The 24,931-nt window shown below is 70.0% G+C and carries 25 protein-coding genes, 1 tRNA gene and 1 pseudogene; 21 read left to right on the top strand and 6 right to left on the bottom strand.

Annotated elements, in window-relative coordinates; all coding sequences use genetic code 11:
- The 18 genes and pseudogenes from ACWGO8_RS19410 to ACWGO8_RS19325 all read left to right on the top strand — a co-directional run.
- Positions 1-1,209 (top strand): annotated as a pseudogene (locus ACWGO8_RS19410) (primosomal protein); the annotation flags it as partial.
- The gene (locus tag ACWGO8_RS19405; RefSeq protein ID WP_452044566.1) at positions 1,184-2,218 is read left to right on the top strand and encodes an HAD-IIA family hydrolase; all 1,035 of its coding nucleotides are present in this window, start codon (positions 1,184-1,186) and stop codon (positions 2,216-2,218) included. The pseudogene ACWGO8_RS19410 and the gene ACWGO8_RS19405, both read left to right, overlap by 26 nt.
- Positions 2,219-2,283: 65 nt before the next feature.
- Complete coding sequence (locus tag ACWGO8_RS19400; protein WP_452044565.1) at positions 2,284-2,541, top strand: hypothetical protein; 258 nt, start codon at positions 2,284-2,286, stop codon at positions 2,539-2,541.
- Complete coding sequence (locus ACWGO8_RS19395) at positions 2,538-3,347, top strand: TlyA family RNA methyltransferase (protein ID WP_452044564.1); 810 nt, start codon at positions 2,538-2,540, stop codon at positions 3,345-3,347. Before ACWGO8_RS19400 ends, ACWGO8_RS19395 begins: the two co-directional genes overlap by 4 nt.
- Complete coding sequence (locus tag ACWGO8_RS19390; RefSeq protein WP_376954362.1) at positions 3,302-4,258, top strand: NAD kinase; 957 nt, start codon at positions 3,302-3,304, stop codon at positions 4,256-4,258. The genes ACWGO8_RS19395 and ACWGO8_RS19390 overlap by 46 nt, the downstream gene beginning before the upstream one ends.
- A gap of 9 nt (positions 4,259-4,267) precedes the next feature.
- Positions 4,268-5,968, top strand: a complete 1,701-nt coding sequence (recN, locus tag ACWGO8_RS19385; RefSeq protein ID WP_452044563.1) for a DNA repair protein RecN — start codon at positions 4,268-4,270, stop codon at positions 5,966-5,968.
- A 49-nt stretch (positions 5,969-6,017) separates the two neighbouring features.
- Positions 6,018-7,790 carry a CTP synthase gene (locus tag ACWGO8_RS19380; RefSeq protein WP_376954366.1) on the top strand — a complete coding sequence of 591 codons (1,773 nt, stop codon included), beginning with the start codon at positions 6,018-6,020 and terminating at the stop codon, positions 7,788-7,790.
- On the top strand, positions 7,783-8,460 hold the full coding sequence (locus ACWGO8_RS19375; RefSeq protein ID WP_452044562.1) for an NUDIX domain-containing protein: 678 nt from the start codon (positions 7,783-7,785) through the stop codon (positions 8,458-8,460). Before ACWGO8_RS19380 ends, ACWGO8_RS19375 begins: the two co-directional genes overlap by 8 nt.
- Positions 8,457-9,362 (top strand): site-specific tyrosine recombinase XerD, encoded by a 906-nt coding sequence (gene xerD, locus ACWGO8_RS19370; protein WP_452044561.1) that lies wholly within the window; start codon positions 8,457-8,459, stop codon positions 9,360-9,362. The genes ACWGO8_RS19375 and xerD overlap by 4 nt, the downstream gene beginning before the upstream one ends.
- Before the next feature lie 58 nt (positions 9,363-9,420).
- Positions 9,421-10,308, top strand: coding sequence for a ParA family protein (locus ACWGO8_RS19365; RefSeq protein WP_452044560.1), 888 nt, complete (start codon positions 9,421-9,423; stop codon positions 10,306-10,308).
- Between the two features lie 58 nt (positions 10,309-10,366).
- A complete protein-coding gene (locus tag ACWGO8_RS19360) occupies positions 10,367-11,203 on the top strand; it encodes a segregation and condensation protein A (protein ID WP_452044592.1) in 837 nt (278 codons plus the stop codon).
- The gene (gene scpB / locus ACWGO8_RS19355; RefSeq protein WP_452044559.1) at positions 11,193-11,873 is read left to right on the top strand and encodes an SMC-Scp complex subunit ScpB; all 681 of its coding nucleotides are present in this window, start codon (positions 11,193-11,195) and stop codon (positions 11,871-11,873) included. The genes ACWGO8_RS19360 and scpB overlap by 11 nt, the downstream gene beginning before the upstream one ends.
- Positions 11,874-11,916: 43 nt before the next feature.
- Positions 11,917-12,681, top strand: coding sequence for a pseudouridine synthase (locus tag ACWGO8_RS19350; protein WP_452044591.1), 765 nt, complete (start codon positions 11,917-11,919; stop codon positions 12,679-12,681).
- A gap of 1 nt (position 12,682) precedes the next feature.
- Positions 12,683-13,765, top strand: coding sequence for a prephenate dehydrogenase (locus tag ACWGO8_RS19345; RefSeq protein ID WP_452044558.1), 1,083 nt, complete (start codon positions 12,683-12,685; stop codon positions 13,763-13,765).
- A complete protein-coding gene (gene cmk, locus ACWGO8_RS19340) occupies positions 13,762-14,460 on the top strand; it encodes a (d)CMP kinase (RefSeq protein WP_452044557.1) in 699 nt (232 codons plus the stop codon). The genes ACWGO8_RS19345 and cmk overlap by 4 nt, the downstream gene beginning before the upstream one ends.
- Before the next feature lie 49 nt (positions 14,461-14,509).
- Positions 14,510-16,027 (top strand): ribosome biogenesis GTPase Der, encoded by a 1,518-nt coding sequence (gene der / locus ACWGO8_RS19335; RefSeq protein ID WP_452044556.1) that lies wholly within the window; start codon positions 14,510-14,512, stop codon positions 16,025-16,027.
- Positions 16,028-16,089: 62 nt separating this feature from the next.
- The gene (locus tag ACWGO8_RS19330; protein WP_452044555.1) at positions 16,090-16,329 is read left to right on the top strand and encodes a DUF167 domain-containing protein; all 240 of its coding nucleotides are present in this window, start codon (positions 16,090-16,092) and stop codon (positions 16,327-16,329) included.
- A 32-nt stretch (positions 16,330-16,361) separates the two neighbouring features.
- A complete protein-coding gene (locus ACWGO8_RS19325) occupies positions 16,362-17,318 on the top strand; it encodes a CHAD domain-containing protein (protein ID WP_452044554.1) in 957 nt (318 codons plus the stop codon).
- Positions 17,319-17,331: 13 nt separating this feature from the next.
- On the opposite strand, the gene ACWGO8_RS19320 is transcribed toward ACWGO8_RS19325, so the two are convergent.
- Complete coding sequence (locus ACWGO8_RS19320) at positions 17,332-17,955, bottom strand: GNAT family N-acetyltransferase (protein ID WP_452044553.1); 624 nt, start codon at positions 17,953-17,955, stop codon at positions 17,332-17,334.
- A 103-nt stretch (positions 17,956-18,058) separates the two neighbouring features.
- On the opposite strand from ACWGO8_RS19320, the gene ACWGO8_RS19315 reads away from it, so the two are divergent.
- The gene (locus tag ACWGO8_RS19315; protein WP_452044552.1) at positions 18,059-18,574 is read left to right on the top strand and encodes a MarR family winged helix-turn-helix transcriptional regulator; all 516 of its coding nucleotides are present in this window, start codon (positions 18,059-18,061) and stop codon (positions 18,572-18,574) included.
- The gene (locus tag ACWGO8_RS19310; RefSeq protein WP_452044551.1) at positions 18,571-19,227 is read left to right on the top strand and encodes a hypothetical protein; all 657 of its coding nucleotides are present in this window, start codon (positions 18,571-18,573) and stop codon (positions 19,225-19,227) included. Before ACWGO8_RS19315 ends, ACWGO8_RS19310 begins: the two co-directional genes overlap by 4 nt.
- Positions 19,228-19,252: 25 nt before the next feature.
- On the opposite strand, the gene ACWGO8_RS19305 is transcribed toward ACWGO8_RS19310, so the two are convergent.
- Positions 19,253-19,846, bottom strand: a complete 594-nt coding sequence (locus tag ACWGO8_RS19305) for a hypothetical protein (RefSeq protein WP_452044594.1) — start codon at positions 19,844-19,846, stop codon at positions 19,253-19,255.
- Between the two features lie 227 nt (positions 19,847-20,073).
- On the opposite strand from ACWGO8_RS19305, the gene ACWGO8_RS19300 reads away from it, so the two are divergent.
- Positions 20,074-20,147 (top strand) — tRNA-Pro (locus ACWGO8_RS19300).
- A 211-nt stretch (positions 20,148-20,358) separates the two neighbouring features.
- Here the strand turns inward: ACWGO8_RS19300 and ACWGO8_RS19295 are convergent.
- The 4 genes from ACWGO8_RS19295 to ACWGO8_RS19280 all read right to left on the bottom strand — a co-directional run bounded on the left by ACWGO8_RS19295 (position 20,359) and on the right by ACWGO8_RS19280 (position 24,661).
- Positions 20,359-21,705 carry an SMODS domain-containing nucleotidyltransferase gene (locus ACWGO8_RS19295; RefSeq protein WP_452044550.1) on the bottom strand — a complete coding sequence of 449 codons (1,347 nt, stop codon included), beginning with the start codon at positions 21,703-21,705 and terminating at the stop codon, positions 20,359-20,361.
- A complete protein-coding gene (locus ACWGO8_RS19290; RefSeq protein ID WP_452044549.1) occupies positions 21,702-22,748 on the bottom strand; it encodes a CBASS cGAMP-activated phospholipase in 1,047 nt (348 codons plus the stop codon). Before ACWGO8_RS19290 ends, ACWGO8_RS19295 begins: the two co-directional genes overlap by 4 nt.
- A 250-nt stretch (positions 22,749-22,998) precedes the next feature.
- Complete coding sequence (locus tag ACWGO8_RS19285; RefSeq protein WP_452044548.1) at positions 22,999-23,316, bottom strand: histone-like nucleoid-structuring protein Lsr2; 318 nt, start codon at positions 23,314-23,316, stop codon at positions 22,999-23,001.
- 427 nt (positions 23,317-23,743) lie between these two features.
- A complete protein-coding gene (locus ACWGO8_RS19280) occupies positions 23,744-24,661 on the bottom strand; it encodes a hypothetical protein (RefSeq protein WP_452044547.1) in 918 nt (305 codons plus the stop codon).
- Between the last annotated feature and the right edge of the window lie 270 nt (positions 24,662-24,931).

Genomic DNA, 24,931 nt, shown 5'->3' with positions numbered 1-24,931 from the left:
GCGAAGCGTCCGTATGGTGACCGTGACGCGAAGCGTCCGTATGGTGACCGTGACGCGAAGCGTCCGTATGGTGACCGTGACGCGAAGCGTCCGTATGGTGACCGTGACGCGAAGCGTCCGTACGGTGACCGCGCCGGCGCAGGGCTCCGCACCGACGATCGACGTGGAGACCGTCCCGACACGCGAGGCGGTCATCACGACGGCCCGCGCGAGACGCACGGAGCCGCCGATCGCGCGATCCGGCCGCGGCACGACGACCCGATCCTCCCCGACCGCATCGAGGCCCGGCAGCTCGACAAGGGCGCCCGTGCCGAGCTGAAGACGCTGAGCAAGGACAACGCCGACTGGGTCGCGCGGCACATGGTCGCGGCATCCGAGTACCTCGACAGCGACCCGGAGCTCGCCCACCAGCACGCCCTCTCGGCGGCCCGCCGCGGCGGGCGCATCGCCGTCGTACGCGAGACCCTCGCGATCACGGCCTACGCGACCGGCGACTTCGCCCTCGCACTGCGAGAATTGCGCACGTTCCGACGCATCTCGGGGAGCAACGACCAGCTGCCGCTCATGGTGGACAGCGAGCGCGGCGTCGGACGCCCCGACCGCGCGCTCGAGGTCGGCCGCTCGGTCGACCGCGCGGAGCTTCCGGCCGCCGTGCAGGTCGGGCTGGCGATCGCCATGTCCGGCGCGCGCCTGGACCTGGAGCAGCCCGAGCTCGCGCTTGCGGAGCTCGAGATCCCGCAGCTCGACCCCGATCGCGCGTTCTCGTACAGCCCCGCGCTCTTCTCGGCCTACGCCGAGGTGCTCGAGGAGCTCGGTCGCGGTCCCGAGGCCGCCGCATGGCGTGCGCGCGCCGACCGGGCCGACGAGGTGCTGAACCCGCCGACGGAGTCCGAGTTCGTGGAGATCTTCGAGGTCGAGCTCGAGGACGACGCGGACGAGGTCCAGGAGCCGGCGGCGACTGACGCGGAAGCGGGCGAGTCCGAGGCGGACGTCGAGTCGGCCGAGGCATCCGACTCGGACGACGCCGAGCACGACGACCTGCCCGAGGACTTCGGCGCCGTCCTCGAGGAGGACGTCGCCGCGGTGCTCGCCGAGGGCGGGGCGCTCGGGCGCGGCGAGTCGCTCGACGACGCCGACGAACCCGAAGCAGCGCAGGCCGACGACACCGACGAGGACGGCGCCCGTGGGCCTGTTCCGAGCGAGGACTGAGGCGACGACGCCGCTCGAGGGGATCGACGCGGTGTTCGCGGACCTCGACGGCGTCGTGTACGCGGGTGCGGGGTCGATCCCGTTCGCCGTCGACAGCCTCAACCGCACCAAGCGGGACCGCCCGGTCGGCTACATCACGAACAACGCGTCGCGCAGCGACGCCTCCGTGGCGCAGCACCTCGCGGAGCTCGGCCTCGACGTCGTGCCCGACGACGTCGTGACGTCGCCGCAGGCGGCGATGCGGCTGCTCGAGGAGCGCGTCGAGCCCGGCGCGCTGGTCTTCGTCGTGGGCGGCGAGGGGATCGTGACCGAGCTCGAGAAGCGCGGCTTCCGGGTCACGCGGTCGGCCGACGACAGCCCTGCAGCGGTCGTGCAGGGCTTCGCGCCCGACGTCGGCTGGCGCGAGCTCGCCGAGGCCTCCTTCGCGCTCAACGCGCACGGCGGACCGGACTCGGAAGAGTCCGGCATCCCCTGGATCGCGACGAACATGGACTGGACGATCCCCGTCGCCCGCGGCATCGCACCGGGCAACGGCACGCTGGTGTCCGCAGTGCACACCGCGGTCGGACGGTTCCCGGTCGTCGCCGGCAAGCCCGAGACGCCGATCTTCGAGGAGGCGAAGCGCCGCTTCGGCGCCGAGCGCCCGCTCGTGGTCGGCGACCGTCTCGACACCGACATCCTCGGTGCGAACCGCGCGGGCATGGCCAGCGCCGTCGTGCTCACCGGCATCGACCGGGCGAAGCAGGTGCTCGCCGCGGATGCCGCGAGCCGCCCCGACTTCATCCTCGGGGATCTGCGCGGGCTGCACGAGCCGTACCCGGTCGTCGAGACCGTGCGCGACGGTGCGGTGCGCGTCGGGAAGGCGCGCGTCCGCGTCGACGGGCGCCGGGTCGTGATCGTGTCCGACGGCGACGGCGGGCTCGACCTGCTGCGTGCCGCGTGCGCGGCCATCTGGCAGTCGGGCACGAAGATCCACGCGCTCGACGTGCCCGCCAGCCTGTACCGCTGAACGCGCCTCCGACGCGAGCGAGCGGCACGACACCCGGGTCGGCGGCTCGGGGTAGCGTTGGTCGGGTGAGCACTGACGACGAGACCCGCGATCCCGAGGCCGCTGCTGGGCCCGAGCCCGGCGACGCGGTGGCGGCGGATGCCGCGGGGCCGAGCGTCGACGGCGAGCGTGCCGGCGCGGCATCCGATGAGCTGCGAGCCGCCCTCGACGAGCTCGAGTCGCAGCCGCTCGCGGAGCGCGCTCCGGGGTACCTGCAGCTGGCCGAGCAGCTCCGAACGCAGCTGGAGGAGTCCGATCCGGCCCGCGGCGCGAACGGGCGATGACCGGGCAGCGACTCGACGCGGCCCTCGCTGCACGCGGACTCGCCCGGTCCCGCACGCACGCCGCGACGCTCATCGCCGCGGGCGTCGTGACGGTCGACGGCAACCCGGTCGTGAAGCCCTCGGCGAAGGTCGGGGAGGCGAGCGAGATCGTCGTCGCGGCATCCGACCACTACGTGAGCCGGGCCGCGCACAAGCTCATCGCGGCGCTCGACGGCTTCGGGGTCGACCCGTCGGATCGCGTGGTGCTCGACGCCGGCGCGTCGACGGGCGGCTTCACGCAGGTGCTGCTCGAGCGCGGTGCCCGCACGGTGCTCGCCGTCGACGTCGGCCACGGCCAGCTCGCTCCCGAACTCCACGGTGCGCCGGGCCTCGTGCTGGTCGAGGGCTGCAACGTGCGCACGCTCGATCGACCCACGCTCGCGGGCCTCACCGGGGTCGACGAGCCGCCGACGCTGGTCACCGCCGATCTCTCGTTCATCTCGCTCACGACCGTGCTGCCCGCCCTGCGCACGACGGCGACGGATGACGCGGACTTCGTGCTGCTCGTGAAGCCGCAGTTCGAGGTGGGCCGCGGCGGCGCGCGCGACGGCGTGGTCCGCGACGCGTCACGGCGTTCGGAGGCGTTCGCGAACGTGCTCTGGGCGGCGTTCGACCTGGGCCTCGGCACGGTCGGCATCCTGTCCTCCCCAATCGCCGGCAGCCACGGCAACCACGAATACCTCGCCCACCTCAGCGCGACCCGAGGCGTGAATCCGACAGAATGGATGCGTCGGGTGGACCAACTGACGGGAGGCGCGAACGCGTGAACGACGCACGGCACTTCCTCGTGGTCTCCCACACCGGCCGGCAGAACGCCCTCGAGGCGACCGGCCAGGTGTGCACGCAGCTGCTCGCGTCCGGCGCGGTGCCTGTCATCGCCGCGGAGCACTGGGACGACGTGCACACGTTCGTGCCCGAGCTCGATGGCGCGGTGAAGCGGTTCGAGGAGGTCGACCCGTCGCGCATCGAGCTCGTCATCGTGCTCGGCGGCGACGGCACGATCCTGCGCGCCGCCGAGCTCATGCGCGAGCACCCGATCCCGCTCCTCGGCGTCAACCTCGGCCACATCGGCTTCCTGGCCGAGAGCGAGCGCGACGACCTCGGCTACACCGTCGCCCGCGCGCTCGCCCGCGACTACGCCGTCGAGGAGCGCATGACGCTCTCGGTGCGCGCGAAGGTCGGCGAAGAGGTCGTCTACGAGAGCTGGGCGCTCAACGAGGCGACCGTCGAGAAGGCCGAGCGCGAGCGCATGCTCGAGGTCGTGGTCGAGGTCGACCGCCGACCGCTCTCGTCGTTCGGGTGCGACGGCATCGTCATGTCGACGCCCACGGGCTCGACCGCGTACTCGTTCTCGGCGGGCGGGCCCGTCGTGTGGCCGAGCCTCGAGGCGCTGCTCCTGGTCCCGCTGAGCGCCCACGCGCTGTTCGCCCGACCACTCGTCGTCGGCGCCGACTCGTCGCTCGCGGTCGAGATCCTGCAGCGCACCGAGGCCGCGGCCGTGATCTGGTGCGACGGCCGTCGCACGTTCGACCTCCCGCCGGGCGCGCGCGTGATCGTGCGCAAGTCGTCGGTGCCCGTGCGGCTCGCGCGCCTCCACGAGGCGCCGTTCACCGACCGGCTCGTCAACAAGTTCCAGCTGCCCGTCACGGGCTGGCGAGGGCCGGTCGGCCGTGAGTGAGGGCCGCGCATGATCGAAGAGCTCGGCATCCGCGACCTCGGCGTCATCGCCGAGGCCACGCTGCCCCTCGGCCCCGGCTTCACCGCGGTCACGGGTGAGACCGGCGCCGGCAAGACCATGGTCGTCACCGCGCTCGGACTGCTCCTCGGCGCACGGGCGGATGCCGGGGCGGTCCGCTCCGGCGCCAAGCAGGCGTGGGTCGAGGGTCGCTGGCTCGTGCCCGACGACGGCGCCATCGCCGAGCGCGTGAGCGAGACCGGCGGCGACGTCGAGGGCGGCGAGCTGCTGCTCGGTCGCTCCGTCTCGTCCGAGGGTCGCAGCCGCGCCGTCGTGGGCGGTCGCAGCGCGCCCGTGGGCGTGCTCGGTGAGCTGGGCGACGAGCTCGTGGTCGTGCACGGCCAGGCCGACCAGCAGCGGCTGCGCTCCGCGGTCGCCCAGCGCGAGGCGCTCGACCGCTTCGCCGGCGCTCCGGTGCAGGAGGCCGCCGCGGAGTACCGCGCGGCATTCACCGCCTGGCGTGCCGACTCGGCCGAGCTCGAGCGGCTCCGCGAGGCGCACGACACTCGGGCCCGCGAGGCCGAAGAGCTCCGCGAGGCCCTCGACGAGGTCGAGGCCGCCGACCCGCAGCCCGGGGAGGACGTCGAGCTCGCCGAGCGCGCCGACCGGCTCTCGAACCTCGAGGAGCTCCGCCTCGCGGCGGCGCAGGCGCGCGGGCTGGTGTCCGCCGAAGACCTCGTCGACGGTGCACCCGACGCGATCGGGCTCGTCGACAGCGCCCGCCGGCATCTCGAACGCGTCGTCGAGCACGACGCCGCGCTGGCGCCCATCGCCGAGGCGCTGCAGACCGCCGGGTTCATCCTGGCCGACGCGTCGACCGAGCTCTCGGGCTACCTCGACGGCCTCGACGCCGACAGCGCCCGCGAGCTCGAGGTGGTCCAGGAGCGTCGCGCCCTCCTCGCCGGGCTCGTTCGGCGGCACGGCGGCACGCTCGACGACGTGCTCGAGTTCCGTCGCAACGGCGGGCTCCGGCTGGTCGAGCTCGACGGCGACGACGAGCGCATCGAGGAGCTCGCGGCATCCGTCGACCGGCTCACCGCCGAGGTCGACCGACTCGCCGGCCGGCTCACCGAGCTGCGCACCGAGGCCGCGGCCCGCCTCGCCGACGCGGTGACCGCCGAGCTCGGCGCACTCGCGATGCCCGACGCCCGTCTCACGGTGGACGTCGACGCCGAGCACGAGCCCACCGCGCACGGTCGCGACCAGGTCGCGATCCTGCTGCAGCCGCATCAGGGCACCGAGCCGCGGCCGGTGTCGCGCGGCGCCTCGGGCGGCGAGCTCTCGCGGGTGATGCTCGCGATCGAGGTCGTCATCGCGGGCAGCGACCCCGTGCCCACGTTCGTCTTCGACGAGGTCGACGCGGGCGTCGGCGGCGCGGCGGCCATCGAGATCGGCCGCCGGCTCGCGCGGCTCGCCGAGCGATCGCAGGTCATCGTCGTCACGCACCTCGCGCAGGTCGCGGCGTTCGCCACGAACCACCTCAGCGTCGTGAAGGGCACCGACGGGCAGGTCACGTCGTCGAGCGTGCGGCAACTGGCCGGCGCCGAGCGGGAGGCCGAGATGGCGCGGCTGCTCTCGGGCCTCAGCGACTCCGAGAGCGGGCTCGCCCACGCACGCGAACTGCTGGAGATCGCCGCGGATCGGGCGGCCTGACGGAGGCCGCGACCGCCACGGCGGAGGCGGCGCACACGAGCGGACGGGGATGCCGCAGGAGGAAAAGGGGGACCGCGTGGGGCATGTCGGAGCAGACGGTCAGGATCGTCGGTTAGACTACAAGCCCGTGGTGGATGATCGCGGCAGAGACAATTCGAACGGCACGACCAAGCACATCTTCGTGACTGGTGGTGTCGTTTCTTCGTTGGGCAAGGGACTCACTGCGGCGAGTCTCGGCAACCTCCTGACGGCCAGGGGCCTCAGGGTGGTCATGCAGAAGCTCGACCCGTACCTCAACGTGGACCCGGGAACGATGAACCCGTTCCAGCACGGCGAGGTCTTCGTGACCGACGACGGTGCGGAGACCGACCTCGACATCGGGCACTACGAGCGGTTCCTCGACATCAACCTGAGCCAGGCCGCCAACGTGACCACCGGCCAGATCTACTCGACCGTGATCGCCAAGGAGCGGCGCGGCGAGTACCTCGGCGACACCGTGCAGGTCATCCCGCACATCACCGACGAGATCAAGCGCCGCATGCGGCTGCAGGCCACCGAGACGCCGAAGCCCGACGTGATCATCACCGAGATCGGCGGCACGGTCGGCGACATCGAGTCGCAGCCGTTCATCGAGTCGGCGCGCCAGGTGCGCCACGAGCTCGGCCGCAAGAACGTGTTCTTCGTGCACGTCTCTCTCGTGCCCTTCATGGGCGCGTCGGGGGAGCAGAAGACCAAGCCCACGCAGCACTCGGTCGCCGCGCTCCGCTCCATCGGCATCCAGCCCGACGCGCTGGTGCTCCGCAGCGACCGTCCCGTGACCGACGCGAACAAGCGCAAGATCGCCCTCATGTGCGACGTCGACGAGGCGGCCGTCGTGAATGCGGTCGACGTGCCGTCGATCTACGACATCCCCACGATGCTGCACGACCAGGGCCTCGACGCCTACATCATCGAGACGCTCGGCCTCGACGGCAAGGCCGCCGACGTCGACTGGTCCGGATGGCGCGAGCTGCTCGACGTCGTGCACGACCCGAAGCACGAGGTCACGATCGGCCTCGTCGGCAAGTACATCGACCTGCCCGACGCGTACCTCTCGGTCACCGAGGCGCTGCGCGCCGGCGGGTTCGCGAACGACACCAAGGTCAACATCGAGTGGATCCCGTCCGACGAGTGCCGCACGCCCGAGGGCGCGCAGAAGCACCTCGCGCACCTCGACGGCATCTGCGTCCCCGGCGGGTTCGGCGTGCGCGGGATCGAGGGCAAGCTCGGTGCGCTCCACTTCGCCCGAGAGAACGGCATCCCCGTCCTCGGACTCTGCCTCGGCCTGCAGTGCATGGTCATCGAGTACTCGCGCAACGTCGTCGGCCTGCACGGCGCATCGTCGAGCGAGTTCGACCCCGACACCGAGTTCCCGGTCATCGCGACCATGGAGGAGCAGGTCGAGATCATCGCCGGCGGCGACCTCGGCGGCACCATGCGCCTCGGCCTGTACCCGGCCCGGCTCGCCGACGGCTCGATCGCGGCCGAGCTCTACGGCAGCACCGACGTGAGCGAGCGTCACCGCCACCGCTACGAGGTGAACAACGGCTACCGCGATCGGATCGCCGACGCCGGGCTGGTGTTCTCGGGCCTGTCGCCCGACCGCAACCTCGTCGAGTTCGTCGAGCTCCCGCGCGAGGTGCACCCGTTCTACGTCGGCACGCAGGCGCACCCCGAGCTGCGCAGCCGCCCGAACGACGCGCACCCGCTGTTCCGCGGGCTCGTGGGCGCGGCCCTCGAGCGGCAGCAGGCGAGCCTGCTGTTCGACGTGGCAAATGGCTGACGTCGCGTCGACCGACCATCGGTCGGCCGACCTCTCGCCGATCGCCGACGAGCCGGCCGCGCAGCCGGTGCAGTCGAGCGAGCGCGTCTACGAGGGCCGCGTCTGGGACCTCCGACGCGACGTCGTGGAGCTCGGCGACGGCACGATCGTCCGCGAGTACGTCGACCACCCCGGTGCGGTCGCCGTGCTCGCGCTCGACGACGACGATCGCGTGTTCCTGATCTGCCAGTACCGGCATCCGATCCGCGCGCGCGACTGGGAGATCCCCGCGGGACTGCTCGACGTGCCCGGCGAGGAGCCGCTCGCCGCGGCGCAACGCGAGCTGGCCGAGGAGGGGGACCTCGCGGCATCCGACTGGGCGGTGCTCACCGACTTCTTCTCGTCACCGGGCAGCAGCGACGAGGCGATCCGCATCTACCTGGCGCGCGGGCTCACGGCGACGGACGAGCCCTTCGCACGCGAGGAGGAGGAGGCGCACATGGAGACGCGCTGGCTCGACCTCGACGCGTGCGTCGATGCCGTGCTCGAACGGCGCGTGCAGAATCCCACGCTCGTCATCGGCGTGCTCGCCGCCCAGGTCGCGCGCGCGCGAGGGTGGGCGGGGCTCGGCGCCTCCGACGCCGCGTGGCCCGGACGCTCCACCCCGCGCGAAGAGCCCGCACCGCGATGACGGATGCCGCGTGGACCGCCGGATACCTCCGGCACCTCGCGGTGGAGCGCGGCCTCGCCCGGAACACCGTGACCTCGTACCGTCGCGACCTGGGGATCTACGCGGACTGGCTCGCGGCGCACGGCTTCGACGGCCCGGGCGCGGTGACCGAGCAGGACCTCGCCGACTTCGTGCGGTTCCTCGGCGCCGAGCGGCAGCCGCCACTCGCCACGTCGTCGATCGCGCGCGTGCTCTCGGCGGTGCGCGGCGTGCATCGCTTCCTGGCCGACGAGGGCGCGATCGCGACGGATGCCTCGAAGGAGCTGCGCCCGCCGAAACTGCCGATGCGGCTGCCCAAGGCCATCCCCGTCGAGGACGTCGAGGCGCTCATCGCCGCGGCGGGCGGCGAGGAGCTGCACCAGCTGCGCGACGCGGCGCTGCTCGAGCTGCTCTACGCGACGGGCGCCCGCGTGTCGGAGGCGGTCTCGCTCAACGTCGACGACCTCGTCGACGACGAGGTCGTGCGCCTCGTCGGCAAGGGCGGCAAGCAGCGCGTGGTGCCGCTCGGCTCGTACGCGCGTCGTGCCGTCGACGCGTACCTCGTGCGAGCGCGTCCGACGCTGTCGGCGAGGGGGCAGGCGACGCCGGCGCTGTTCCTCGGCCTGCGCGGGCGACGGATGTCGCGACAGGCGACGTGGGACGTGATCCACCGGGCGGCCGAGCATGCCGGGCTCGCGGCATCCGTGTCACCGCACACCCTGCGGCACTCGTTCGCGACGCACCTGCTCGAGGGCGGCGCCGACGTGCGCGTCGTGCAGGAGCTGCTCGGCCACTCGTCGGTCGCGACGACCCAGATCTACACGCTCGTCACAGCCGATACACTCCGGGAGATGTACACGGCTGCCCACCCCCGTGCTCGCTAGAATCGACCAAGCCCACGCACGGACGCACGGCCCGTAGGACGCAGGAGAGAGACCAGACGTGACCCACCAGACGCACGACCCGGCGGACGGAGTCCTTTCGCTGGAGCCGGAGGTCGGTCCGACCGGGCGTCCCCTTCGCGATTTCCCCGAGCCGAAGCGGCTGCGCTCGCACGGGCCCGCCCGCATCATCGCCCTCTGCAACCAGAAGGGCGGCGTGGGCAAGACGACGACCACGATCAACCTCGGCGCGACGCTCGCCGAGTACGGCCGCCGCGTGCTCGCCGTCGACTTCGACCCGCAGGGCGCCCTGTCCGCGGGTCTCGGAGTGCCGACCCACGACGTGCCGACGATCTACGACCTGCTGCTCTCCCGCGGCATCGACCCCGCCGACGCGATCCAGCACACGGGCACCGCGGGCCTCGACGTCATCCCGGCGAACATCGACCTCTCGGCCGCCGAGGTGCACCTCGTCACCGAGGTGGCGCGCGAGCAGATCCTCGCGAGCGTGCTGCGCCGCGTCGCGGCCGACTATGACGTCATTCTCATCGACTGCCAGCCGTCGCTCGGCCTGCTCACCGTGAACGCGCTCACCGCGAGCCACGGCGTGGTCATCCCGCTCGAGTGCGAGTACTTCGCGCTGCGCGGCGTCGCCCTGCTGATCGAGACGATCGACAAGGTGCGCGACCGGCTCAACCCCGCGATCGAGCTCGACGGCATCCTCGCGACCATGTACGACGCGCGCACGCTGCACTCCCGCGAGGTGCTCGAGCGGGTCGTCGACGCGTTCGGCGACAAGGTGCTCGAGACGGTCATCACGCGCACGGTGAAGTTCCCCGACGCGACCGTCGCCGCGACCCCGATCACCGAGTTCGCCCCCGACCACCAGGCCTCGCGGGCGTACCGGCAGCTCGCGAGGGAGCTGGTGTTCCGTGGCGCGGTCGCCTGAGGCCGAGCCGGCTTCGGGGGAGCGCGTGTCCGGCGCGACGGCGCCGGCGGAGGACGGCATGATCGTGCCCGCCGGCGCGCCTGCGGACGAGGGCGCGGACATCGAGGCATCCGACCCCGGGTTCCGGGTCGCGCTCTCGAACTTCGAGGGGCCCTTCGACCTGCTGCTCTCGCTCATCGCGAAGCACGAGCTCGACATCACCGAGGTGTCGCTCTCCGCGGTGACCGACGAGTTCATCTCCTACCTGCGCGGCCTCGACTCCGCGGAGGAGCTCGACCGTGCCTCGGAGTTCCTCGTCGTCGCGGCGACGCTGCTCGACCTCAAGGTCGCGGGGCTGCTGCCGCAGGGCGAGCTCGTCGACGCCGAGGACGTGGCCCTGCTCGAGGCCCGCGACCTGCTCTTCGCGCGCCTGCTGCAGTACCGCGCCTTCAAGGAGGCGTCGCGCTGGTTCGCGGGGCACCTCGAGGCCGAGTCGCGGCGCAATGCCCGCACCGTGCGGCTCGAGGAGCGGTTCCGCCAGCGCGAGCCCGAGCTCCGCTGGACCCTCACGCTCGAGGACTTCGCCGCGCTCGCGACGCTCGCCCTCACGCCGCGCGAGATCCCGACGGTCGGGCTCGACCACCTGCACGCGCCGCTCGTGTCCATCCGCGAGCAGGCCGCACACGTCGTCGCGGTGCTGCGACGCGGCGACGCCGTGACCTTCCGCGAGCTCATCGCCGGCATCGGGCAGCCCGGCGTGATCGTCGCCCGCTTCCTCGCCGTGCTCGAGCTCTACCGCCACTCGGCGATCGGGTTCGAGCAGGTCGAGCCGCTCGGCGAGCTCACCCTGCGCTGGGCGGCCGAGTCGTGGGACGACGCGAACCTCGAGACCCTGGGGGCCGACTATGACGAATGACACGGATGCCACGGTGGGTGCGGAGGGCCCCGAGCTCTCGATCGTCACGCCGCTCGACGTGCCCGGACAGCCGCGGCTCGACCTCGACCGCGCGCTCGAGGCGATCCTGTTCATCGCCGACGAGCCGCTCAGCGTCGTGACGCTCGCGGCAGCCGTCGCGCGTCCGGTCGCGGAGATCCGCGCGGCGATCGCGCGCCTGCGGGCGGATTACGACGGCGAGGGCACGTCGGGGGAGCCCCGCACCGACGTGGCCGGCGAGGAGCGTTCGGCACGCGGCATCCGTCGCGGCTTCGAGCTGCGCGAGGTCGGCGGCGGCTGGCGGTTCTACGTGCGCGAGGAGTACGACGCGCTCGTGGCCGACTTCGTGCTGACTCAGTCGTCGACGCGGCTCTCGCAGGCGGCGCTCGAGACGCTGTCCGTCATCGCGTACAAGCAGCCGATCTCGCGGTCGTCGATCGCGTCGATCCGCGCGGTGAACGTCGACTCCGTCGTGCGCACGCTGGTCGGCAGGGGACTCATCACCGAGGTCGCGACCGATGCGGAGACCGGGGCGATCCTCTACGGCACGACCGATCAGCTGCTCGTGAACCTCGGCATCAACTCGCTCGACGAGCTGCCGCACATCTCGCCGCTGCTCGACGACGGCCAGGAGGGATTCGATCGTGACTGACCGGGAGCCGGGCGACGCACCCGACGGCGCCGAAGGTGCGGGCCTGCCGACGGAGGGACAGCGCCTGCAGAAGGTGCTCGCCGCCGCCGGTGTCGCGAGCCGTCGCGTGTCGGAGCAGCTCATCGTCGAGGGCCGCGTCGAGGTGAACGGACAAATCGTCACCGAACTGGGCTCGCGCATCGACCCGGCGACCGATCTCGTCGCCGTCGACGGCGTCGCCGTGCAACTCGACACCGCGAAGCGGTACTACATGCTCAACAAGCCGCGCGGCGTCGTGTCGTCGATGCGCGACGAGCAGGGACGGCCCGACCTGACCCGCTTCACGAAGGACCTCGACGAGCGCGTCTACAACGTCGGCCGCCTCGACGCCGAGACCAGCGGACTGCTGCTGCTCACGAACGACGGCGAGCTCGCCCACGTGCTCGCGCATCCGTCGTTCGGCGTGGAGAAGACGTACATCGCGAAGGTGCGCGGCCGTGTGACGCCGGCGACGCTGCAGCGGTTGAAGACCGGCATCGAGCTCGACGACGGACCCATCCACGCCGACCGGGCGCGGATCCTCCAGGCCCAGGGCGACGCACGCCACTCCATGGTGGAGCTCACGCTGCACTCGGGTCGCAACCGCATCGTGCGGCGGATGCTCGACGCGGTGGGGCATCCGGTGGTCGACCTCGTGCGCCGCAGCTTCGGGCCGCTCAACCTCGGAACCCTGCGGTCCGGCGCCATGCGCGAGTTGACTAAGGTGGAACTCGGCCAGCTCCTCACCCTCTCCCGTGCGGCGGACGCCGGCCGGAAGGGGAAGCGCTGACGTGGTCGAATCACGGCTGATCGGGCCCGTGCGCGTCGTCGGGGCCGGGCTGCTCGGTACGAGCGTGGCGCTCGGACTCCGCGCCCGCGGAATCGACGTGATCCTCGCCGACGCCTCGCCCACGCACGTCGCCATCGCCGTCGACCTCGGCGCCGGACGCCGGGCAGAGCCCGAGGACGCCCCGCAGCTCATCGTCGTCGCGGTGCCGCCCGACGTCACGGCCTCGGTCGTCGCGGCTGAGCTGGCCGCATTCCCAGAGGCGATCGTGACGGATGTCGCGAGCGTGAAGGCCGGCATCCTCGACGAGCTCGTGGCCGCCGGTGCCGACGTGTCGCGGTACATCGGTTCGCACCCCCTCGCCGGGCGGGAGCGCGGCGGACCTCTGGCCGCGCGCGCCGACCTCTTCGCGGGCCGTCCCTGGGTGGTCGCCGCGCACGACGAGATCAGCTACCGGCGCGCGAGCGCGATCGACGACCTTATCCTCGACCTCGGCGCGACACTCGTGGAGATGACGCCCGACGAGCACGACCGTGGCGTCGCGCTCATCTCGCACGTGCCGCAGGTGATCTCGAGCATCATGGCCCGGCGCTTCATCGAGGCGCCGAACGGGGCCCTCGGGCTCGCCGGCCAGGGCGTGCGCGACGTCACGCGCATCGCCGCGAGCGATCCCGACCTCTGGGTGCAGATCCTCGGTGCGAACGCAGCCCCCGTCCGCGACATCCTCCTCGCCTACCGCGAGGACCTCGACCGCTTCATCGACGCCCTCGCCGACCCGGCCGCGCCTGGAGCCCGTCGACGCGTGGCCGAGGAGCTCACCGGCGGCAACACCGGCGTCGAGCGCCTGCCGGGCAAGCACGGCACCGACAAGCGCTTCACGACGGTCATCGTGATGGTCGACGACCGCCCCGGCCAGCTCGCGCGCCTCCTCGCCGAGATCGGCGAGATCGGCGTCAACCTCGAGGACCTCCGGCTCGAGCACTCGCCCGGCCGGCAGGTCGGCCTCGCCGAGATCGCCGTGCTCCCCGAGGCGGCCGACCGACTCACCAACGAGCTGGCCGAACGCGGCTGGCGGATCGCAGGATGAACGTGCCCCACACCCCCGTCATTCCCCTCGTCGTCGCCGTCGACGGCCCCGCAGGCAGCGGCAAGTCGAGCGTCTCCAAGGAGGTCGCGCGCCGCCTCGGCTACGGATTCCTCGACACGGGTGCCGCATACCGCGCGCTGGCGTGGCACGCCGAGGCATCCGGGATCGACACCGACGACGCGGCATCCGTCGTCTCGAGCCTGTCGAGCTTCGCCTACCGCATCGGCACCGACCCGACCGGGTACGCCGTGCACGTCGGCGACGTCGACGTGACCACCGCGATCCGCGAGCCGCACATCTCGGCGATCGTGAGCCGTGTCGCGCGGGTGCCCGAGGTGCGTACGCACCTGATCGAGCTGTTCCGCGGCGTCATGGCCGACGAGCGGCATCCGGGCGTCGTCGTCGAGGGCCGCGACATCACGACGGTCGTGGCGCCCGATGCGCCGGTGCGGATCCTGCTCACCGCGTCGGAGGAGGTTAGAATTGCTCGGCGCTCCGCTGAGCTCGTCGACGTTCCGGCCGAGTTCACGGGGGAGCAGCTGCGCCGGCGCGACGAGGCCGACGCCAAGGTGGTCGACTTCATGACCGCCGCCGACGGCGTGACGACCGTCGACTCGACCGAGCTCGACTTCGACCAGACGGTCGAGGCCGTGATCGGCGTGATCCGGGCCGCGCAGCCCGAGGCGGTGCGCTAACGCCGCGACGGGCCGGAGCCCGGCCCATCAAGACTTCCGAGGAGAGACCATGACCGACCAGCGCGACGAGTACGACGACGAGTCCATCGCCGAGGACGACCTGGCCGAGCGCCTCGCCGACGTCGACGAGGACCTCGCCGAGCAGCGCGCGGCCGCCCTGCGGTCGGGCCTCTCCGACTACGAGCTCGACGAGGACGACCTCGAGGTGCTCGAGATCTCCGAGGAGGGCGAGGAGGGCATCCGCTACCTTCCGGCGCTGCCGGTCATCGCGATCGTCGGCCGCCCGAACGTCGGCAAGTCCGCGCTCGTGAACCGCATCCTCGGGCGCCGTGAGGCGGTCGTCGAGGACACGCCGGGCGTCACGCGCGACCGGGTCTCCTACAAGGGCGAGTGGCTCGACCGCCGGTTCACCCTCGTCGACACCGGCGGCTGGGAGCCCGACGCGAAGGGCATCGACGCGTCGGTCGCCGCGCAGGCGGAGGTCGCGATCGACCTGTCCGACGTCGTGCTGTTCGTGGTCGACGCCATGGTCGGCGCGACCGCGACCGACGAGCACGTCGTGCGGCTGCTGCGCAAGACGAAGAAGCCCGTCTTCCTCGTTGCCAACAAGGTCGACGACGCACGCCAGGAGCCCGAGGCCGCCGCCCTCTGGAACCTCGGCCTCGGCGAGCCGTACCCCGTATCGGCGCTGCACGGCCGCGGCGTGGCCGACCTGCTGGACGAGGTCTTCAAGGTGCTGCCGCAGGTCTCCGCGGTGGCGAAGGACGAGTTCGGCGGGCCCCGCCGCGTTGCGATCCTCGGCCGTCCGAACGTCGGCAAGTCCAGCCTGCTGAACAAGTCCGCGGGCGAGGAGCGCGTGGTCGTCAACGAGCTCGCCGGCACGACCCGCGACCCCGTCGACGAGCAGGTCGAGCTGGGCGGCAGGATCTGGCGGTTCGTGGACACCGCCGGCATCCGTCGTCGCGTGCACCTGCAGCAGGGTGCCGACTTCTACGCGTCGCTGCGCACCCAGGCCGCCCTCGAGAAGGCCGAGGTCGCGGTGGTGCTGCTCGATGTCTCGCAGCCGATCTCCGAGCAGGACGTGCGCATCATCGACCTCGTGCTCGAGTCGGGCCGGGCCCTCGTTCTCGCGTACAACAAATGGGACCTGCTCGACGACGACCGTCGCCGGTACCTCGAGCGCGAGATCGAGCAGGACCTCCATCACGTGTCGTGGGCGCCCCGGGTGAACATCTCGGCGAAGACCGGGCGCCACCTCGAGAAGCTCGTGCCCGCCCTCGAGCTCGCACTCGACTCGTGGGACACGCGCATCCCCACCGGCAAGTTCAACGCCTTCCTCACCGAGCTCACGCAGGAGCACCCGCACCCGGTGCGCGGTGGCAAGCAGCCGCGCATCCTGTTCGGCACCCAGGCCGCGACCCGGCCGCCGACGTTCGTGCTGTTCACGACCGGATTCCTCGACCCGGGGTACCGCCGGTTCATCCAGCGGCGCCTGCGCGAGATCTACGGCTTCGAGGGCTCGCCGATCGTGCTGAACATGCGGGTGCGCGAGCGACGCCAGCGGTAGCATCGCGGCAGGCCACGAGGGGGAGTTCCGCAGGCGGGGCGATCGCACCACGGAGGAGACCCATGGAGATCACCGTCCGCGTGAAGCCCGGCAGCCGGCGCGGCCCGTTCGTGGACGAGACGCCCGAGGATCCTGACGCGTCGGCGACCGTGCACGTTCGCGAGCGCGCCGTCGACGGTGCGGCGAACGAGGGCCTCATCCGCGCCCTGGCCGCGCACTACGGCGTGCGCCGCAGTGACGTCGTGATCCTCCGCGGCCACACCGCGCGCATCAAGCGCGTGGCCGTCGGCGGGGTCGACTGACGGTTCCCGGCGCCCGCGCCTACGATGGCGCCATGGGCGATCGCGACGAGGACGGCGGCGACGGCGCAGCAGGCGAGTCCGACCTCGACGCGATGGACGCCGGCGATGCGGCGCTGACCGCGATCCGCGCGATCGGCGAACGGCTCGAGGAACTCGAGCCGGCGGCGCTCGTGGACGAGCCCGACGCCGTGCACCAGCTCCGCACGCAGGTGCGGCGCCTGCGCAGCGTGCTCGCGGCCTACGCGCCCCTCTTCGACACGGGCGTGGTGCAGTCCGTGCGGCAGTCGTTCCGCGAGCTCGGACACGAGCTCGGCACGGTGCGGGACATCGAGGTGCGCGTGCAGGTCGCCGAGACGGCGGTGCAGCAGGCCGAGGAGGAGTGGGGGATCGACGCCGCGGTCATCGCGTCGATGCGCTCACGCCTGGTCGACGACGAGGTCGAGGCGCACCGGCTCGCGCACGCACGCCTCGTCGAACGCCAGCGGATGCCGCGGGCGGCCGCCCGGCGGGGCATCCTCGATTCCTTCCTCGAGGCGCCCGCCCGAACCCTGCGCGCCGACGAGCCCGCTCGCGAGGAACTCTCGCACCTGCTGGAGCGTGAGGCGAAGCGGGCAGTGCGCCGAGCGCGACGCGTCGACGCGGCATCCGGAACCGAGCGACTGCACGACGCCCGCAAGGCCGGCCGGCGGCTGCGATACGCGGCCGAAGCCGTCACCGAGGAGCCGCTGGTGCTGTTCGGCGACCACGCCGCGGCCCTCGCGGAGGCGGGGGAGGCCGTGCACGACGTGCTCGGCGACCACCGCGACGAGGTGCTGTTCGCGGAGCACGTGCGCCGGGCCGGCGCGCACGCCGGGCACGATGGCGAGCCGGTGGACGCCTACGAGCGGCTCGCCGAGGCGGCGGACCGGCGGGCCGACGATCGGCTCGACCACCTGACGAAGGTCGTGCACGACCTCGAGTCCGCGGCGAAGGCGTGGTCGTCGCGGTGACGGGCAGTCGCAGTCAGTCGCGCAGGCGCAGCTGCATGATCGCCCGCTCACGCGTCGGGCGCGCCACCTCGGTGAAGCCCGCGCGCTCGAACATGCCGACGGTGCCGTGGAAGAGCTCGGCCGCGGGCACCTTCTCGCGCGCCGTGGGATCGATGGCGTAGGCCTCGAGCAGGCGCGCGCCGTGCTCGCGCGCGTACGCGACCGCCGCCTCGGCGAGGGCTCCGCCGACGCCGCGTTTGCGGTAGGCCCGGGGCACCACGAAGCACGACACGGCCCAGATGCCGGGATCGTCGAAGTCGGGGTCGGGCGTGCCGCCCGCGACGATGCGGCTGTGGGGGAGTCGCACGAGGTTGGCGCGCGGTTCGACGGCGCACCACCCGACAGGCGTGTCGCCATCGTAGGCGAGCAGCCCCGGGCCGGTGTCGGAGGTCGCGAGCTGCGCTTCGAGCCGGCCGCGCAGGGCCTCGTCGCCCACGGAGCGCCAGTTGCTGCCCGGGATCTTGTACCACTGGCACCAGCAGTGCGCGGGGTCGCCCTTGGTGCCGAAGACGGCCTCGACGTCGGCGAAGGGCGCCTCCTGTGCGGGCACGACGCGGAGGTCGTCGGTGCGCGGATCGTCGGTCGTCGCTGGCTGCATGCCGTCACCGTAACGCGGGCGTGCGACATCCGTCGAGCGGTTGCCTGCGATGCGTCGACCGAGCAACTCGTGAAGTGAGGTAACGATGTAGTAGCATCACGATATGCCCACCGAACCCTTGGCACACGGTGCACACGGCGCCTCCGCAGCGCCGATCCCGACCGTGCTCGATCGCCTGCTCGAGATCGGCGAGCTCTTCCAGCACGATATGGCCCGGGCGTTCGAGGGCACGTCGCTCACGCCCGCTCGGGTGCGGGTGCTCTGGGAGCTGTCGCACGCCGGCCCGATGACGCAGCAGGCCCTCGCCACGCGCCTCGAGGTGAGCGCACGCAACATCACGGGACTGGTCGACGCGCTCGAGGCCGGCGGCCATGTGGCCAGGTCGCCGCATCCGACCGATCGCCGGGCCACGATCGTGTCGCTCACGGCGCAGGCCCGTCGACGCATGCGCGAGATGCAGCGCGAGCACGCCGAGCTCACCGCCGATCTCCTCGGCGCCGTCGACCCCGCCGACCGGTCGGCGCTCGAGCGCGGCGTCGACGCGATCGCCGCACGCCTGCGCGAGCTCGTCGCGGCCGACGTCGCCGCGCGAGCCGCGCGTGAGGCGGCCGGGGCATGAGCCTCGCGACCGAGCGCCGCCCGGCGGCATCCGTCTGGCGGCGCACCGGGTCGTTCCTGCTGCGGGCGCTGCGCGTCGAGCTCAGCATCTATGCGAACATCGGGCGATTCATCGCCCGCCGCCCGGCGATCCCGCGTGAGGCGGCCGGGTTCGGCTACCACAGGCCGGTGCTGACCGTGCTCGTCATCTTCATCGTGCTGTCGGCGGTCGAGATCCCGATCGTCGACCTCATCGTGCACCGGTGGCCGGCCGTGCGCATCGGGTTCCTCGTCCTCGGGATCTGGGGCGTCACCTGGATGTTCGGGCTGCTCTGCGCCTACCTCATGCGGCCGCACACCGTCGGGCCCGACGGCATCCGCGTGCGACAGGGGCTCGAGATCGACCTCCCGCTCGCGTGGGACGACATCGCCTCGGTCTCGCGCGTGAAGCGCGTCGACGAGCCGAAGTCACCGCGCATCGTGGAGACGGAGGCCGGGCGCACGCTCGCGTTCCGGATGCAGGACGAGACCGTGATCGAGATCGAGCTCGAGCGGCCGACCAACGTGCGCCTGCCGGGTCATCCGCCCAAGGGCGGCGACCAGGAGATCACGGCCGTGCGGATCTGGGTCGACGACCCGACGGCGTTCATGGACGAGGTGCGCAAGCACCTCTGAACGCCTCCGGGTCGCGACCTGCGGGTCAGGCCTTCGGGGTGTCGGTGCCCTCGTCGGTCGTGGTCGGCGCGCCGTCGACGACGGGGGTGTCGGATGCCGCGGCGTCGGCGGTCTCGGCCGCAGCGGGCTCGACGTCGGGGCCGGGCGTCTCCGTTGCGGTGACGGCGGCGGATGCCTCGGCGGGCACGTCGCTCGCGGTCTCGGCCGATGCGGCGGCGGGCACCGTGGCGGCCTCGTCGCGGGCCGGGACGTCGGTCGCGGCATCCGCGTCGTCGAGGTCGTCGATCTCGTACTCGTCGACCTCGACGAAGCCCACGGGCGCCGCGGCGGCGAGCGCCTCCCGTGCGACGACCGAGGCGTGGCGGTTGCGCGCGTGCACGGCCAGCGCGACGAGCACGCCGACGATGCCGGCGATGAGCAGCATGCCGCCGACCGTGGACTGCGTCTGCAGGTCGAGGTAGGTCAGGTAGTCGGATCCGCCGTTGTTGTAGAAGTCGGCCTGGCCGGCGTTGCCCGTGCGCAGCTGCCAGTAGCCGATCGCGCCGACGGCGATCGAGGCGACCCACAGCACGATGAGCGGGATGTTCAGGGCGAGGCGGCGGGGCGTGGCGTCAGGCAAGGTGTCCTCCGGGGAAATGGTCCGCGCGGGCGCGGGCGTTCGACGATCGAACGCATGGATTGTGGAGAGCCTATGCCCGAACCCTATGCGTGGGGTATGTCCGGACGATGCATCGGCTGGGCGGCTCGTCGTGCTGCCGCGCGCTGCGCGCGAGCCCGGGCGTGCACGAGCACGCCTCCGGATGCCGCTATGATGGTCGAGTTGCCTTCCGAGGAATCGGTCGGCATCGGGCTGTGGCGCAGCTTGGTAGCGCACTTGACTGGGGGTCAAGGGGTCGCAGGTTCAAATCCTGTCAGCCCGACTGAGAAGGTCCCGGTGGATCGCGAGATCTGCCGGGACTTTTCCGTCTGGATTTTATCCTCTCAACACTTTGCTCACCGCTTTCACGTGCCATTGAGGCTCCGGACTTGCGAGGGAAAGCCCTCGGACGAGTATTGGGCCACCTCCGTTGGATGCACCGATGCTCACTTGCCTGGAGCGAGGGGCTCGGGTCGCGAGCTGTCCGCAGCCCTCTACTTGATGCGAACTTCTTGATGGTCCATCGCGACGCAGATGCCGTCCTTTACGATGTAGGCCTCGACGTAGTGACGTCCGCGATACGCGGTTGGTTCATTGCGGCTGAGCGTGCCGTTGTCTCGCTCAACCTGGCCGCGGATGCAGTCGGCGCGCATCGCCTCGTCGCCTGTGTTTCGTACCTTCCAGTAGACGTCGACCGGGCTCGGCACGTTGTGACGAATGCTGAAGTTGATCTTCGATCCGACTGGCACGACGTTGCCGTACTTGCTGAGTTCGTAGTCGCGGAACCCTCGTCGTTTCGCGACGCGGCCGCTGACGCGAGCGCGGTAGCCACCGTTGAGGTGTGTTCTGATGCCCCAACGGCCCTCAAGCGTCTCGTCTGTGTTCCGGACGCCCTGAGCGCTGAGGTGTGCTTCAGATGCCTTCTTGACGGATGTGTCGTAGGTTCCGAACTTCTCGCCGAAGAGGCGACGCCACTTGACCTTGGACTCCTCCGGATCTTCCTCTTTGTGCGCCTCGTCGATCCAGCCACGATAGACGTGGATCTTGGTGCGGAAGTTGGCGTATTCGTCTTGGTTCCAGCGGTGGTTGTAATTCTCGGTAGGTTCGCTCGGGTCGTCGATGCTCGGCATGAGCTCGTTGTCTTGGAGGTAATCGTCAAGCGCGCCTACGATGTTCCTCAGCGCCGTGGGCACGTCCGAGTACTGCGACTCTTCTCCCCATGCTGCCGCGTCGCTGACGCTGTTTCCGAGCAAAATCGAGAAGATCACGGACTTGCAGCTAAAGGTGTCCTTGAAGTCGCGAAGGTACTTCATAAGTCGGATCACCTTTACCAGCCGGCCGCTGGCCAATCTGTTCTGCCCATCGAGCCATTCGTTGTAGCCCTCAGGGTTCGTCAGTTCGAACCGATTTTCGCTGCGATTGGTGATGTAGTGCGCTCCGTGGCGCTCCATGTACGGCACCAGATCGATGTGAAACTCGTTCGCGTAGTCGATTCGGATACACCGGTCGTGCCGACTGACCATTTCGCGGTAGGTAGAGCTGCTCCGGAAGACGGTGTAGAGCTCCTGGACGTAATCCTCTGCTGCCCACTCCTCGACCTCGTCCATCTCCAGTAGGAGGTCTGCATCGAACTCGTCGTTCGCGCGCACGGGATTGATGATGGTGCGGTGCGCGTAGCTTCCCTGCGGCAGGATGTCGATGAAATTCGTTGCGAAGACGTCCTCGCCCGTCTGCAGGAAGTTCGTGATCGCTGTTACGCGCTCATCGAGCTGCTTGATACGCCCGTCGCCGAGATTGACTTTGTTGACGAGGAACGCGTCGAAGTGCTTGATCAACTTCACTGCATGACCTCCCGGCCCTCGAGCGTGCGAACCGGGATGAACTGCTCAGCTGGTGCTGAGAAGAACCGCTTTCGAAGGAGCGCAAGCTGGGTTCGGGCTTGATCGGCGCCGAGCGCTCGAAGCTCTGGGATCCCTTCGATGCCGTCCAGTTGATACTGGCGCTCGTCGACTGATGGCGAGACTCGCACTACGTGATCGTGACCGAGCAGGAGCATTGCTGTCCCGATCGATGCGGAGGACTGTCCTGACATGAACACCTTTACTATCCGCTTTGCCCAATAGTTCACGAGGCCGTGACGTCGCGACTGGCTCGCTTTGAAGTTGGCAGGTGCTTCCGTGCATCCAACCCCGAGGAGCTCGACGTCGCCCTTCTTCCACTCGAGCAGGCCAATGGCTTCGACCGCCGCAGTTCCCATTGGGTTGTTCGCCCACATGCCGCCATCAACGAGCGGAACGCCGTTTGTAAGACGGTGTGTCGGGAAGTACGTCGGTGCTGCGGCCGTTGCCATCGCAGCATCTACTGCGAGCATCTTGTAATCGCGTTCGAATCGGTCATGGTGCGCTGTCTTGAAGACGTTCACCTCACCCGTGGAAAGATTGAGCGCAGGGATGACCAGGCGTGTCGTGCTCTCGCCGAGTCTTCGATCGCCGAACACCGCCGTCAGCGCTGCCTTCAGAGGAGCCGGGTCGTACTTTGCAGTGATGAGCTGTCGGAGCGGTCCGAGCCGTTTGCTGCCCCTGAAGATGTCCGGCCCCTTCTCTTCGTAGAAGCGAAGGATGTCCGAAGCCGGGATGCCGAGGCCGAGAGCGAGCGCGATGATCCCGCCGGTGGAGGTACCGACGATCAAGTCGAAGTAGGACGCGAGCGGCTGGTCAAGTTCGCTTTCGAGGTCGGCAAGAAAGGCCGCGGGAAACACGCCCTTAATCCCTCCGCCGTCGATCGTGAGTACACGTCGCGGAGTAGCTGAACCGTCTTGCTCTGTCCTCATTCGTTTCCCTACTTCCGCGCCTTTTGCATCGATTCTTGCAAGCGCCACTGACATGCTGACGCTTTGAGATCCCGGGGGAGTACCCCATAGTGAGGGGTCACCCTATGCCGCGGTGTCCCGCCCGACGCACAGGAAGAAGGCAGCATATGGCTTGACGCTCGGCCCGATTCTGATCGACGCGGGGTTCATGTGCTTACCGAGGTCAGCCGATCGGGCTCGTGAGTCGCCGCTCGCGGGACTCGCACCACTTCGAGAAAACTGCGTGGCGGAGCACTACGCCATGTTGCTCCCTGAGGCCGGGGTTTTACAAGTTGGCTGCGCGATACTGCTCCTGCACGCTGGCGGGAATGCGACCGCGCGCGGGCACGTCGATGCCGTTCGTAGCTGCCCAAGCTCGAATATCGCGCGCATTGGTTGCTGATGTTGTCGCACGCCGGCCGGCCCGTGAGCTCCTCTTCCGGCCAGCGTCGACGTACGGCTTCAGTGCCTTGTGGAATGCCTTCGAGTTCGGGCCCGAGAGATCAATGTCGTAGTTGGATCCGTTGACCGAGAACGAAATCGTTTCGACGGCTTCCGAGCCATCGATGTCGTCAACAAGAGAGATGACGGTCTTCTTTACCATGATTATTCAACTTTCTGAGGCCCGTCCGCCAAAAGTGATTAGGCTCACGCGGGGTGTAGCCATACGATAGTCCCTTTCGCTTCCGTATCGAATCCGAGCAGTCATCGGACGGAGGTCTCGGAGAATCGAGTCTCGGCGCCATATATTCGTTGATCAAGCGCGCCACCAACCGCAGCCAATGGAGCGTGCAATCCGCCTTCTGCGTCACTTTCGGCACGACCGACGAGCGACTCGGCTGGAAAAGGAGAAGCACGTCCGCGGCTCCAACTGGACCGAACCTAGCGGACACGCTCGCTTCTGAAAATGCCCGTCGGGTTGATTGAGTCCAGCGGTCGCTTGTCGCGCGACCCAAGATTGGTTGCTGATGCAACGGGAGTCCATGGCAAATGGTGTGGACGCGACGAGTATGGCGGCTGGTTTCGCAGACCTAGAGGCCACCGTCCTCTCCGGCCCGGAGACGTGCAATATCCTCGGCGTCCTGCAAGTTACTCTGCCAATGAACGCGTCGCTTCCCAAAGAGACGAACGGCCGTGTCCACGACATCGAGTACGACGCGCAGGCAGCCCACGAGACTGGTCGCGCCGGTGGTGACGTGGAGATTCACGACGCCAGTTTCCGGGTCGTAGCCGAGTTCCTCCCGGTCGAGGATGACCTGCATGGCATAGCCCCGCGCGTGAGTGAGGCCGCTGAACCCCTGCCACAAACCGAGGATCGCACCCGGCGCGCGACCGTCGCGCGGAATCATGCCGTTCACCACTGACTGAGCGGCGGTGATCTTCGATGTGATTGTGATCTTCCTCTTCACGTCACGCACAGTTCCGGCTTCGGGGCGTTGCTTGTGGGCTCTCAGGACGTGCCCTTCTCTGACCGCACGAGGCGGATTGGGGACGAAGCCCAGATTCTGGACCATGTTGATCCCATCTCCCACCTCCTGCCATTCCGACTGCATGAGACGGAGTAACCGGACATTTCGGTCATCGCTTTCCAGTAGCCATATCGTGATTGCGGCAGTTTCCAATGCGCTTCGCATCATGGAGAATAGCGCCACCCATGGCATCGCTCCGCTCTCTACGACGAGTCGAATGGTTCGCAGATGATCGATCGCCGACCCCAGCGCCAGCTGGGTCGAACTTGCAAGCCGGAGCGGATATGCGAACTGGTCGTCGATGGCCAATGACGACGCCGATTCGACAATTAGTAGTCCCCTGTCGTCGAGTCCCTCGAACTCCTTGACTCGCTCGAACAACACGGGCAGTAAGGCCTCAGCCGCGGTTTGCTGGGCGGCTGACTCTCGGCGGGTAGAAGTGGCACCTTCAGGCCGGCCAGGTATCTCCGAGTGTGGCATGCCTCAATGGTGCTGGTTGACGGCGTCTAGGGAGCACTTCAACGCGCCGACAACTCGCGCGTCGGTGCACCTGCTCCGAAACGAGTTCGGGCGTGTGATGAGCCTTGCGATGCAGGTGGACGCCGTGGATACGCGGCCGCTGATCACTCGCTGGCGCACTCAAACGTTCGGGCTCGCAGGTTGATTCCGACCCTTTCCTCAGGGTCTCGCGAAAGGGAACTCCGAGAATGGCCCATCGCATCGCAGGAGAGCACGGCCAGCAGGCGTGAT

The organism is Agromyces sp. NPDC055661, assembly GCF_053618135.1.
Note: the sequence above shows the minus strand (reverse complement) of the source record. Positions and strands in the feature narration are given on the sequence as shown.